Source organism: Maribacter halichondriae (assembly GCF_027474825.1).
Taxonomy (GTDB): Bacteria; Bacteroidota; Bacteroidia; order Flavobacteriales; family Flavobacteriaceae; genus Meishania; species Meishania halichondriae.
In genome coordinates this window covers 1,174,049-1,187,864 of sequence record NZ_CP107030.1, presented here as the reverse complement: position 1 = coordinate 1,187,864, position 13,816 = coordinate 1,174,049, and the positions used below count along the sequence as shown (strand labels likewise).

Genomic DNA, 13,816 nt, shown 5'->3' with positions numbered 1-13,816 from the left:
CTCTATACTGTTTAATGTTGTGAATTTGCATCTTCTTGTCGCCAAACCTGACTTTATTGAAGTGTACAAACCGCAAAGTGAAAAGAGCTGTATGTCTCAATGCTTGAAATGACGTGTGCCGGTCATCACCATGGCTACTCCGTTTTCGTTGCAATAATCAATACTCAACTGGTCTTTTATCGATCCACCCGGTTGTATAACGCTTGAAATACCATTTTTATGCGCAATTTCAACGCAATCTGGAAAAGGGAAAAAAGCATCGCTTGCCATGACGGAGCCTTCTAGGTCAAACTTGAACGATTTTGCCTTGTGAATCGCTTGATTCAGGGCATCTACACGTGATGTTTGCCCTGTGCCACTTGCACATAGTTGTTTGTTCTTCGCTAAAACTATGGTATTCGATTTGGTGTGTTTACATAATTTAGAGGCAAAGATCAAATCTTCAAGCTCTCTTTTGGTGGGTTCCTTTTCGGTCACATACTGCAATTCTGCAACCGTGTCGGTCTTAAAATCCTTGTCTTGCACCAAAACACCGTTCAAACAGGTTCTAACAATCGTACTCGGTAATTCGATTTCATGTTGAACGAGAATGATCCGATTTTTTTTGCCTTTTAAGACTTCAAGTGCTTCATCGGAATAGCTCGGAGCTATCACCACTTCGCAGAAAAGGTTATGAATTTCCTCCGCTGTGGGTTTGTCGATTTCAACATTGCTAATGAGAATTCCACCAAAAGCTGAAATAGGGTCACCTGCCAAGGCGTCGACATAGGCCTGATGTATGGTTTTTCGAGTTGCCAATCCACATGCATTGTTGTGTTTTAAAATCGCAAAAGTCGGATCTTCTTTTTGAATTCGTTCATCAAAAGCACAGCGGCATCGACATCTAACAAGTTATTGTAAGAAAGTTCCTTGCCGTGCAGTTTGGTGAACATAGCTTCAAAATCACCAAAGAAGAATCCTTTTTGATGCGGGTTTTCACCGTAGCGCAACACTTGGCCTTTTGTTTCGCTTATCTTTAGTACCGCTTGTTGATGGTCTTTATTGAAATAGTTGAAAATAGCGGTGTCATAATGCGAGGAAACATTGAATGCCTTGGATGCAAATCGTTTGCGGTCTTCTAGCGTGGTATTACCATTGTTGTTCGAAATGATTTCCAATAAATCACCATAATCTTCCATGGACGAGACACAAAGTACATCCTTATAATTTTTGGCTGCAGCACGGATTAAAGAAATTCCGCCAATATCTATTTTTTCGATAATATCTTGTTCAGATGCGCCACTGGCCACCGTTTTTTCAAAAGGATAAAGATCGACGATGACAATATCCAACTGCGGAATTTCGAATTCTTCAAGCTGTGCCACATCACTTTCATTGTCCTGCCGGTTCAAAATGCCCCCGAACACTTTCGGATGCAAGGTCTTAACCCTACCCCCCAATATGGATGGATAGCTCGTTACTTCCTCAACGGGTACCACGTCTACACCTAAATCATTTATAAATTTTTCAGTGCCACCGGTAGAATAGATGGTAATTCCAAGTTCTTTGAATTTTCTTACGATAGGCTCTAATCCATCTTTATGAAAGACCGAAATTAATGCAGAAGTGGCTTTTTTGGCGCTCATTTTTTACGTGCTTGTGGGTTTCTTGTCTAAGCATGCAAAAGTAATTTTTTTGGAAGGAAAAAGCTCGTTAGGTTATCAACAATAGCGTTAAAGTTTTGAACGGAAATTAGAAAGGCACTAAGTACGGAAGGACAAATATTCTTTGGTGAGACCGTCTAAAAAGTCTTTCGTACTGTCATTTCGAGCGGAGTCGAGAACTTTACAAACCTAAGGTTCAGGTAATCTCCCCAGATTTCGGGACGCTCGATGTTACAGAAAAGGGAAAACAAGACTTTGTCGACTGCCTCATATGTATTAAACTATTGTTTTAGCCACCTCCAAATTCACAAATTCCAAAAACCGCTCATCCTCTTCAGTGAAGGGATTGGCAGTATTCGAATCGATATCGATTTGCCCTATATTCTCTCCATTGACGAACAAGGGAACCACAATTTCAGCCTTTACTGTAATGCTGCAAGCTATGTAATTGTCTTGAGCCTTGACATCGGGCACTACAAAGTTTTGGTTGCTGACTGCTACCTGTCCACATATTCCTTTTCCAAACGGAATAATTGTATGGTCGGTCGGTTCTCCGGCATAGGGGCCAAGTTTTAGTTCTTCCTTATTCCCGTTCCTGAAATAAAAGCCTACCCAATCGTAATGCGGAACGTTTTCTTGTAAAAGATCGCATATACGTTGTATGCGTGCTTCTGCAGTATTTTCAAAAGTATTCAATATTTCGCTGATCTGTGATTTCAAGTCGTCGAACATGCCTGCTAATTTTGATCAAAAATATACTTTTTTCCCATAAAAAAAGTGGCACCCATATTCGGGTGCCACTTAAAAATATTCAAAATATACTTTGTTTAAGGCTGTATCTTAACGTCGAACTCGATAAAATCGGCGTTGCCAAAACCAGGTTGGATATCCGTGATTTTAATAAGTCCTTTTTTGCCGTAGTTATCCACAAATTCGACAACATCATCAACACTAAGATTGGTGATTTTCTGAGCATCGGATTGGGTTACGGAATTCAAATCTCCGGATAAGGAAATACCATCAAAAGCGGCAGCATCCAAAGTAGACATTGCAAAAAACGCTTCGTTCAAGGTTTCGGTATCTGCATCTTCCTCATCATCACCAGGTTCAAGGCCTTCCACAGGAAAGCCAAATGATTCATCATAAGCGGCTGTCGAGGCGAACGACGCATTGTCGTCGGCAGACACGCCTGAAGCACCATAATAATATCCGAAATCCCAAAACGCCCTGAATTCAGGACCGACATTGATTTTATAAACAGTCTCATTCAGCAGGGAAAAGAACGTTTCTGTATTTCCGTTCACATCTGGAGCAAATAATTTGACCCCGGTAAATTCCCTTACCGCTGCCGCGGGATTAGTTCCGGTACCAACGGTAACCGTAATGGTTCCAACACCTAACGCCAATCGCTTGGCCGGGTCCCTAAAATCCCCTTTTCCTCTTGTGGTCCAAAAACTGTAGACGATAGACCCGTTGTCAATATCGGGTACTGGAAGTTCGAACGTAAAGTCGATTTCTTTTTTGGTCGCGCCATCCAAATCAATAGATCCATCGGCATTCAATACTTTATTGAGGTCATCACTGTTCAGATTGAAATTGTTGAAAGGCATATCACCTTGCCCAGAGACATTTTGGGTGATATACATTCTGCGTTGGGTGGTATTCGTTGAAGTGAATATTACCCGCCCCGGTACCGAGGTTCCGACTTCTCCGCTAGCTTCTGCTGTAACCTTATTGCCTGATGGATCACCTTCGTTATATACGATGGTTGCAACTTCGGGGGTTTCGTCACCACCTTCATCACCACCTTGGTCACCTCCGGGAAGGGGAGTGTCGAAAATAGTTCCATCGTCGGAACCACAACTTGAAACAAATAGTGCCATTATAAGGATGACAAATCCTGAGGTAACTTTTAAATTCAATTTTTTCTTCATGATCGGTTAATGTTTAAAATAGTTAATTAGAATTTTAGAATCTTTTTGGTGATTCTACTTGTAATAACTGATTACATCGTGTTTGAGTATTTAAAACCCCGATTTTTTTTATCGTTTTCAAATACCGCACATAATATTTAACGAATAAGTTGCATTTCGTGGGTCAAAGATAGCTGAAAAACACCTCTATAAGAATTGAGGCCGGCAATCCATACTTAGGCTGCCAATTTTTCGTTAAAGCTATTGTTCTTAAATCGGTACAAACGAATATTTCGTATTTTTGCAAAGCAAATGAAAGCATCCTTTCACAAAATAGCATCCGCCACAATGGCGCTAATAGTGTTATTTTCCACCATGTCCTTCTCGGTGGATATGCATTATTGTGGTGATCATTTGGTAGATTTCAGTCTTTTCGATAATGTGGATACCTGCATGATGAAAGCCGAAATGTCCAAATCTTCCAGCGAATGTGCCGTGATGGAAATGGACATGGACTGCTGTACCGACGTGGAAGTTGTATTGGAAGGACAGGACGATCTGAAGATTTCGTTCGACCAACTAACTTTTGATCAACAAGTCTTTGTCGCTTCTTTCGTTTATGCCTATATCAATCGATTTGAAGGGCTTGACCAGAACGATGTTCCCTTTAAAGATTATTCCCCTCCTCCACTAATACGGGATATCCAGATTCTAGATCAGACATTTCTCATTTGATTTTTGAACATTAGAAAATAAGCCCAACCAACGGCAACCGCTGTTTTTGGGCTAAACCTGTTGTTTGTGTGGTTTTCGCTGCACGGTTTCTAATTGTTTAATAATCAATCCCTATGCTTAACAAAGGCATTAAATTTCTTATCGAAAATAAGTTAGTCGCTGTACTTATGCTCCTTCTCCTTGTGGGTTGGGGCACCGTCAACGCTCCCTTCAATTGGGACACGGGCTTTTTGCCCAGCGATCCCGTCGCCGTGGATGCGATTCCCGATATTGGAGAGAACCAACAAATCGTTTTTACCAAATGGGGCGGTCGTTCCCCACAGGATATAGAAGACCAGATTTCCTATCCATTGACAACTTCTTTATTGGGTATTCCGGGAGTCCGAACGATACGTAGTTCCTCAATGTTCGGGTTTTCCAGCATCTATATCATTTTTGACGAGGATGTGGAATTCTATTGGAGCCGTAGCCGGATCCTTGAAAAACTCAACTCGCTTCCTAGTAATTTGCTGCCCGATGGTGTTAATCCAGCTTTAGGACCGGATGCTACCGGATTGGGTCAAATTTTCTGGTACACTTTGGAAGGCAGGGACAAAGAAGGGAACGTTACCGGAGGCTGGGATCTACAGGAATTGCGAAGCATACAGGACTACTATGTAAAATATGCCCTGTCCGCGGCAAGCGGGGTTTCCGAGGTCGCCTCTATCGGAGGTTATGTACAGGAATATCAAATCGATGTGGATCCTGAATTGATGAAGCAGTATAACATTGGTCTGCATCATGTCGTCAATGCGGTAAAAAGCAGCAACCGGGATATTGGCGCACAGACCTTGGAAATCAATCAGGCCGAATACTTGGTAAGAGGTCTTGGCTATGTAGAATCCTTGGAGGATATCAAAAATGCCGTGGTCACTACGGAGGATTATACTTCCATCCGTGTGAAGGATATTGCGAACGTTTCACTCGGCCCAGCGGTCCGGCGTGGTATTCTCGATAAGGAAGGAGCGGAAGTCGTAGGTGGCGTTGTGGTCGCTCGATATGGGGCGAATCCGTTGGAGGTCATCAACAATGTAAAGGATAAGATCAAGGAACTGAGTTCAGGATTGCCATCCAAGGAATTGAGCGATGGTAGAACATCACAATTAACAATTGTACCCTTCTACGACCGAACCGAGTTGATTCAGGAAACCTTGGGTACGCTCAACGAGGCCTTGACCTTGGAAATACTGATAACCATACTGGTCATCGTCATCATGATATTCAACCTTCGGGCTTCCATACTTATTTCAGGTTTATTGCCCGTAGCGGTACTGATGGTCTTTATCGCCATGAAACTTTTTGGGGTGGATGCCAATATTGTTGCACTCTCCGGTATCGCAATCGCTATCGGAACCATGGTCGATGTGGGGGTCATCCTCTCCGAGAACATCATACGACATTTGGATGAGGACGGGGAGAAACTCCCCATAAATACCGTAGTCTATAATGCCACAACGGAAGTCTCCGGTGCCATCGTAACGGCGGTCATGACCACGATTATTAGCTTCATCCCCGTATTCACGATGATCGGGGCGGAAGGGAAGCTATTCCGACCGTTGGCGTTTACTAAAACTTTTGCGTTGACCGCATCGATTATAGTTGCTCTTTTTTTGATACCACCTTTTGCGGCTTTCCTCTTTCGAAAGAAACGAAGCAAGAGCGTTATGGGCTATGTATTCAGTATGTTACTGATACTTATAGGGCTTATTGCTGTAGTCTATGGTTATTGGTTGGGTCTGGTCTTGATGGCTTTCGGCACAATAAAACCTTTAAAGAACGCGGAAGTGGCCGGACGACTGTTCAATGGATTTTCACTTTCCGACAAGCAGGCTAACCTTTTGAACATTATTATTTCCGTTAGCGCAATCGTATTTCTTTTGGCAAACTATTGGAGGCCTCTCGGTTTAGGCAGGAGCATTTTCATGAATCTGGTTTTTGTGGGATTCATATGTTTCGGATTATTGGGTGTATTTGTCACTTTCCAAAAATATTATACAAGTATCCTACGTTGGGCGTTGCGAAACAAAGTACTGTTCCTTTCCCTTCCAACGGCCATCGTTGTATTCGGGGTACTTATCATGCAAAATACGGGCAAGGAGTTTATGCCCTCTTTGAACGAAGGTTCGTTTCTGTTGATGCCGACTTCCCTTCCCCATGCCGGAGTGGAAGAAAACAAACGTGTGCTGCAACAGTTGGATATGGCCGTGGCCAGCATTCCTGAAATCCAGACCGTAGTCGGGAAGGCGGGACGAACGGAATCTGCGCTCGACCCCGCGCCAATGTCCATGTACGAGAACATGATCCAGTACAAGTCCGAATACATGCTGAACATAGATGGAAAACGACAGCGTTTCAAGGTCAACAAAGATGGGCTTTTTGCGCTAAAGGATGGAGATTTCTTGCTAAACCCGAATACGGTACTTGACGAAAAAACATCCGAGTATAAGGAATCGGATATTGAAGCCTTTTCGGAAATCGGCTTTGAGAATCTGGTTCCAGATTCTGATGGGGAATACTACCGCAACTGGCGACCGGAGATACAGTCTCCCGATGACATTTGGAACGAAATCGTTCGGGTAACGAGATTGCCGGGAGTTACTTCCGCACCAAAATTACAGCCTATCGAAACCCGATTGGTAATGCTGCAAACAGGAATGCGCGCACCGATGGGCATTAAGGTCAAGGGTCAGGATTTGCGACAAATCGAAGCTTTTGGCATCCAATTGGAAAATATCCTTAAAGAAGCCGAGGGTGTTAAAGACGAAGCGGTATTTGCTGATAGGATCGTTGGGAAACCCTATCTGTTGATTGATATCGATCGGGAAGCGTTGGCCAGATACGGTATCCAAATTGAAGACGTGCAACGGGTCTTGGAAGTCGCCGTCGGCGGCATGTCCTTGACCCAGACCGTAGAAGGTCGAGAACGCTATGGGGTTCGGGTAAGATATCCAAGGGAACTTCGGGAGAATCCCGCGGACATCAAGAACATCTATGTTCCCGTTGCGAAAGGCAGTCCTGTTCCCCTGAGTGAACTGGTCGATATCCGATACGAAAAAGGGCCACAGGTCATCAAAAGTGAGGATACATTTTTATTGGGCTATGTACTGTTCGATAAGTTGGATGGTTTCGCCGAAGTAAATGTGGTGGAGAACGCCCAAGCCCTTATCCAACAAAAAATCGATAATGGCGAATTGATAGTCCCCAAAGGCATCAACTATCAATTTACAGGAACCTATGAAAATCAATTACGGGCCGAAAAAACTTTGTCCGTAGTCGTACCTCTGGCCTTGTTCATCATTTTCCTGATCCTGTATTTTCAGTTCCGTTCCGTTGCCACCTCGTTCATGGTATTTACAGGAATCGCGGTTGCCTTTGCAGGAGGGTTCTTGATGATATGGTTTTACGGACAGGATTGGTTCCTCAACTTTAATTTCTTTGGGGAGAACCTTCGCGAGCTATTCCAGATGCATACCATTAATCTAAGTGTGGCCGTTTGGGTAGGTTTTATTGCCCTTTTCGGAATCGCAACGGATGATGGGGTGGTTATGGCCACCTACCTGACCCAGACTTTTGACAGGAACAAACCGAACACCTTGGAAGCGGTTCGAGCTTCGGTCGTCGAAGCAGGGGAAAAACGGATACGGCCTTGTTTGATGACCACGGCAACAACTATTCTAGCATTGTTGCCCGTGCTGACTTCAACGGGAAGGGGTAGCGATATCATGATTCCCATGGCGATACCCTCTTTTGGGGGAATGTTGATCGCTCTGATAACCCTATTGGTAGTTCCGGTATTGTACAGTTGGAAAAGCGAATGGCAACTAAAAAAGACGAAACGCATGAAAAGAATAATGATACTATTGTTAGGGATGATAATGGTCTCGGCTGCAAATGCCCAAACCTTGGATTCCTACATTCAAGAGGCGGAAAACAACAATCCCGAGATACAGGCTTTCGAGCTGAGATACAACATTTCAAAGGAAAAAATTGAGGAAGCCGATGCCTTACCGAACACAGAACTGAGTGCCGGAGTTTTCGTTAGTGAACCCGAAACAAGGACAGGCGCACAAAAAGCCCGGTTTTCCGTCAAGCAGATGCTACCTTGGTTCGGCACCATTACCGCTCGGGAGAACTATGCCAGCTCGTTGGCCCAAGTGGATTATCTAGATATCGCGATCACTAAACGAAAATTACACCTGTCGGTGTTCCAATCCTATTACCAGCTTTTTGCGATCAAGGAAAAACAAAAGGTTTTGGATGAAAATATCCAGCTCCTAAAAACCTATGAAAGATTGGCATTGACTTCCGTAGAAGTGGGTAAAGCCTCGGCGGTGGATGTCCTTCGCCTCCAGATTCGTCAAAATGAACTGGAAGAAAATAGGTTGGTCTTGGAACATGAATATCACGCAGAACGGACAAAGTTCAATAATCTGCTGAACAGGGAGGGTTCCATCGCTATCGAGCTTGTCGATTCCTTGCCGATATACGAACCAACTGAAATTGAACAGTCCGTATTGGAAGTGCATCCCGAATTGGAAAAATACGATAGGCTCTACGAATCCGTAACGCAATCGGAACTCCTGAACCAAAAAGAAGCGAATCCCAATCTCGGTTTTGGATTGGATTATATTCCCGTGGCAGATAGGGCTGGAATGAATTTAAGTGACAACGGCAAGGACATTGTGATGCCTATGGTCTCTCTGTCCATTCCAATTTTCAACAACAAATACAAATCGAAAACCGTACAGAACGAGTTGCGGCAAGAGGAAATCAATGCCCAAAAAGCGAACCGCAGAAATCTTTTGGAAACTGTTTTAAGCGATGCTATCAATAGTCGTGAGGCTGCAAGGATCAAATACGATACGCAGTTAAAGAATCTCGAACGGGCAAACGATGCGGAGGAAATCCTTATTAAGAATTATGAAACGGGCACCATTGATTTTAATGATGTGTTGGACATTCAGGAATTACAACTGAAGTTCCAGATGAACGGAATAGAAGCTGTCAAAAATTATTATGAACAAATGAGCATCATCAACTATGTAACGAATCAATAAAAAACGGAATACAATTAACTGATAATCAATTTCTAATATAAAAACTAAAAACTAAAAACTAAAAAATGAAACATAACCTAACATTCACAATTGCAACGATTATGTTGATTGCTATGGCCTCATGCGGGGACACAAAGAATAAACAGGATGCCAAAATCAGTACCCCTGAAGAAATCGAGACCAAAAAGGAGAATACCCCCGAAATCACCGATGCTTCCTTTTCGGCTGGAATGACCGGGAAAGTATTCTATAATTATCAGCAGATTCGAATGGCATTGGTCAACTCCGATGCCGACGAAGTGAACGTCGCTGCCGAGAACTTGGCTGAAAGTTTTACGGAAGAAAGGGCGGAAATGAAATCGATGGCCATGGCCGAAGCCTATGAAATTGAGCAACAACGCGAACTATTTTCCCAGTTGACAGTAAAGGTGGAACCCTTGTTTAAGGAATCCATTTCCGAAGGCGCAATCTACAAGCAGTTTTGCCCAATGGCGTTTGATGGAAAAGGCGGGTACTGGATTTCCAATGTGGAGGAAATCCGGAATCCATACTACGACGAGAAGATGCTGAAATGTGGAAAAGTCACCGAAACCATAAAAAAATAAAAATGAAACACACCTATCACATAAACGGAATGACCTGCAACGGTTGTCGAAACCATGTAGAACAAACGCTCTCAAAAGTGGAAGGTGTGACCGTGGTTTCGGTCGATTTGGAAAAAGCGGAAGCCGCCATTGAGATGGAAAACCATATTCCCCTGGAAAAGTTCCAAGCGGCTTTGAAAAATGATGGAGCCCAGTATAGTATCCATACACAGGGAGAGCATCAACATACCGCAGAAAAGCAAACCAAAAAGCCCAAAGACACGGGAACGTTTTATTGCCCGATGCATTGCGAAGGCGATAAGACCTATGACAAACCTGGGGATTGTCCTGTCTGCGGAATGGATTTGGTCGAGGAACAAAATGTCGAGTCCCTATCTTCTACGCAATATACTTGCCCAATGCATCCTGAAATCATTAGGGACGAACCGGGAAGCTGCCCAATTTGTGGCATGGATCTCGTGCCAATGGAACCCGACCTTTCCGCGGAGGAGAAGACCTATAAAAAGTTGCTCAAAAAATTGTGGATTGCCGCTGCTTTTACCTTGCCAATTTTCTTGATTGCGATGAGCGAAATGATACCGAACAATCCACTTTACGATTGGATGGAGCAAAAAAACTGGAACTGGATTCAATTTGCGCTTTCCATCCCAGTAGTTTTCTATGCCACTTGGATGTTCTTTGAACGGGCCTATCGCTCCATCAAAACATGGAACCTCAATATGTTCACATTGATCGGGATTGGTGCAGGTGTTGCATGGCTTTTTAGCGTATTCGGAATGCTTTTGCCTGATTTCTTCCCTGAACAATTTAAAACGGAATCGGGTAGTGTACATGTCTATTTTGAAGCGGCCACGGTCATCTTGACCTTGGTATTATTGGGACAGGTGTTGGAAGCCCGTGCACATAGTAAAACTAATTCCGCTGTTAAGGAGTTGTTGAAACTTGCCCCGAATAAAGCCATTCTTGTCAAGGATGGAAAGGAGGAAGAAATCAGTATCGATGAAATCGAATTGGGCGATATCCTCCGGGTCAAGCCAGGAGATAAAATTCCAGTAGATGGGGCGATTACTGAAGGAAATACTTCATTGGACGAATCCATGATTACCGGCGAACCCATTCCTGTAAATAAATCGGAAGGAGATAAAGTCAGTAGCGGAACCATCAATGGCAACCAATCCTTTTTGATGAAAGCGGAAAAAATAGGTTCCGATACCTTGCTCTCTCAGATAATCCAGATGGTCAACGATGCCAGTAGAAGTCGGGCGCCCATTCAAAATTTGGCGGATAAGGTTTCCGGTTATTTTGTTCCCGTAGTGGTGCTGATCTCAATTATCACATTTGCAGTTTGGGCCATTTGGGGGCCAGAACCTGCCTACGTCTATGCACTGGTCAATGCGATAGCCGTTTTGATTATCGCTTGTCCGTGTGCTTTAGGTCTTGCCACTCCCATGTCCGTTATGGTAGGCGTTGGTAAAGGAGCACAAAATGGGGTGCTAATCAAAAGTGCTGAAGCCTTGGAAAAAATGGACAAGGTGGATACGCTTATCGTCGACAAGACCGGAACCATTACGGAAGGGAAACCGACTGTGGAAACGATTGGTACATCGCGCGGTGCCTATTCCGAAGCGGAAGTTTTGCAATATATTGTATCCTTGAACCAATTGAGTGAACATCCATTAGCCGAGGCGACAGTGGCCTATGGAAAACAAGAAGGAACTGAATCGTTAAAAGCCGAAGGCTTCAGTGCCGTTACAGGCAAGGGCGTGGAAGGCATTGTTAATGGTAAGAAAGTGGCACTCGGAAATTTTAAAATGATGGAGCGTGCCAAAGCGGCCGTACCCTCGAACCTGAAAAGTGAGGCCCAAGCCTTTCAAAAGCAGGGCAAAACGGTTTCCTATTTGGCAATCGACGGCGAAACGGTCGGCTTTGTAGTCATCGGCGACAAAATCAAGGATACCAGTAAGCAGGCCATCAATTCCCTTCAACAAAAAGGTATCAATGTCATTATGCTTACGGGAGACAATTACGATACGGCACAAGCCGTGGCCAGCGAACTGAAACTAGCGGATTTCAAAGCGGGAATGCTTCCCGAAGATAAACTTAAGGAAGTAGAGAAACTTCAGGAAAACGGCAAGGTAGTAGCCATGGCGGGAGATGGTATCAACGATGCCCCTGCATTGGCAAAAAGTGATGTGGGTATAGCCATGGGCACCGGAACGGATGTCGCTATAGAAAGTGCTGCCATTACTTTGGTCAAAGGCGACTTACACGGAATTGTCAAGGCACGGAACCTTAGCAACAAGGTCATGAAGAACATCAAACAGAACCTGTTTTTTGCCTTAGTCTACAATACCCTTGGCGTACCGATAGCAGCGGGAGTAATCTATCCCTTTTTCGGGATATTGCTTTCCCCGATGATAGCTGCTGCGGCAATGAGTTTCAGTTCGGTTTCCGTGATAGCGAATGCTTTAAGATTACGAACAAAGAAAATTGATTAAAAATAGAAATAGTATGAAAAAGAATGTTCTTTACATCGGATTGGCCGTTATCGGAGGTTTGTTGGCCGGATACTTAATTTTTGGTAACAACACGAGTGTGGACATGGCCGAAGAACACGACCATGACCAAGAAATGGAATCAGGCGAAATGTGGACGTGTTCCATGCACCCTCAGATTATGCAACCCGAACCCGGGGACTGTCCCATTTGTGGAATGGATTTGATTCCTGCCGAATCCAACGCAGACGGACTGGCAATAGATCAGTTTAAAATGACCAAAAATGCCATGGCGTTGGCCGATATTAGGACAACAACTGTCGGTTCAGGTACTTCAGGAGACAACACCCTAAAACTTTCAGGAACTATAGAAGAAAATGAAAAGGCAGTTGCGACACAAGCCTCTTATTTTGCCGGGCGCATAGAAAAACTCTTTGTGAATTTTGAGGGAGAGGAAGTCAGAAGCGGTCAACAATTGGCGACCATCTATTCTCCCGAATTGGTTTCTGCACAACAGGAATTGATTACGGCGGCAAGTTTAAAGGAATCCCAACCTGCGTTGTACAAAGCTGTTCGCAATAAACTCAAACTTTGGAAGCTATCGGAAAATCAAATTGACCAGATTGAAAAGTCAGGTCAGGCTCGGGAAAATTTTCCCGTATATGCTAATGTATCCGGTACTGTTTCTGAGATTATGGTAGAAGCTGGCGACTATGTTAAACAGGGTTCGCCCTTGTTCAAGATTGCCAATCTAAATACGGTGTGGGCGGTTTTCGATGCCTATGAAAATCAGGTCTCCTTGCTAAAGGAAGGTCAAAAGATTGATATTACCACTAGGGCTTATTCCGATAAAAAACTCGATGCCAAGATCTCTTTTATTGATCCCGTGCTGAATGCTGACACTAGAACAGTAGAAGTTAGGGCGGTTTTACAAAACCCAAATGGTCAATTAAAACCTGGAATGTTCGTGGCCGGTACATTGGCACTTCCCTCGGAAATGAAAGATTATACCATAATAGTTCCTGAAAGTGCTGTCCTTTGGACAGGGGAGCGTTCCGTAATTTATGTAAAGCCGGATCCCAACGATTCCACTTTTGAAATGCGGGAAATCACTTTGGGCGATGCCATCAACGGAGGGTATATCGTGCTGTCCGGTTTGGGAAATGGGGATGAAATTGTGACCAATGGTACGTTCACCGTCGACGCGGCGGCGCAACTAAAAGGGAAAAAATCCATGATGAACGAAGCTGGTGGCAAGACATTGACGGGTCATGAAGGGCATGCCAAAGGTGATAAATAGGACCGGCCTGCACAATAAACATGTTTAGT

The 13,816-nt window shown here is 44.0% G+C and carries 6 protein-coding genes and 3 pseudogenes; 6 read left to right on the top strand and 3 right to left on the bottom strand.

What is annotated here, in order from left to right; translation table 11 throughout:
- Positions 1–96 precede the first annotated feature (96 nt).
- From purH to N8A86_RS05445, 3 genes and pseudogenes are all read right to left on the bottom strand, one after another.
- Positions 97–1,625 (bottom strand): annotated as a pseudogene (purH, locus tag N8A86_RS05455) (bifunctional phosphoribosylaminoimidazolecarboxamide formyltransferase/IMP cyclohydrolase).
- Between the two features lie 294 nt (positions 1,626–1,919).
- Positions 1,920–2,375: a GAF domain-containing protein gene (locus N8A86_RS05450; protein ID WP_273568134.1), complete on the bottom strand. Its 456-nt coding sequence runs from the start codon at positions 2,373–2,375 to the stop codon at positions 1,920–1,922.
- A gap of 95 nt (positions 2,376–2,470) precedes the next feature.
- Positions 2,471–3,577: a hypothetical protein gene (locus N8A86_RS05445; protein WP_273568133.1), complete on the bottom strand. Its 1,107-nt coding sequence runs from the start codon at positions 3,575–3,577 to the stop codon at positions 2,471–2,473.
- Between the two features lie 291 nt (positions 3,578–3,868).
- Here N8A86_RS05445 and N8A86_RS05440 point away from each other — a divergent pair, with 291 nt between their 5' ends.
- The 6 genes and pseudogenes from N8A86_RS05440 to N8A86_RS05415 all read left to right on the top strand — a co-directional run.
- Positions 3,869–4,291 carry an HYC_CC_PP family protein gene (locus N8A86_RS05440; RefSeq protein WP_273568132.1) on the top strand — a complete coding sequence of 141 codons (423 nt, stop codon included), beginning with the start codon at positions 3,869–3,871 and terminating at the stop codon, positions 4,289–4,291.
- A 113-nt stretch (positions 4,292–4,404) separates the two neighbouring features.
- A pseudogene (locus tag N8A86_RS05435) lies at positions 4,405–8,169 on the top strand (efflux RND transporter permease subunit); the annotation flags it as partial.
- Positions 8,170–9,387: a TolC family protein gene (locus N8A86_RS05430; RefSeq protein ID WP_273569029.1), complete on the top strand. Its 1,218-nt coding sequence runs from the start codon at positions 8,170–8,172 to the stop codon at positions 9,385–9,387.
- A 65-nt stretch (positions 9,388–9,452) separates the two neighbouring features.
- Positions 9,453–9,992: a DUF3347 domain-containing protein gene (locus tag N8A86_RS05425; protein ID WP_273568131.1), complete on the top strand. Its 540-nt coding sequence runs from the start codon at positions 9,453–9,455 to the stop codon at positions 9,990–9,992.
- Between the two features lie 2 nt (positions 9,993–9,994).
- On the top strand, positions 9,995–12,490 hold the full coding sequence (locus tag N8A86_RS05420; protein ID WP_273568130.1) for a heavy metal translocating P-type ATPase: 2,496 nt from the start codon (positions 9,995–9,997) through the stop codon (positions 12,488–12,490).
- A 13-nt stretch (positions 12,491–12,503) separates the two neighbouring features.
- Positions 12,504–13,769, top strand: a pseudogene (locus tag N8A86_RS05415) (efflux RND transporter periplasmic adaptor subunit); the annotation flags it as partial.
- Positions 13,770–13,816 lie beyond the last annotated feature (47 nt).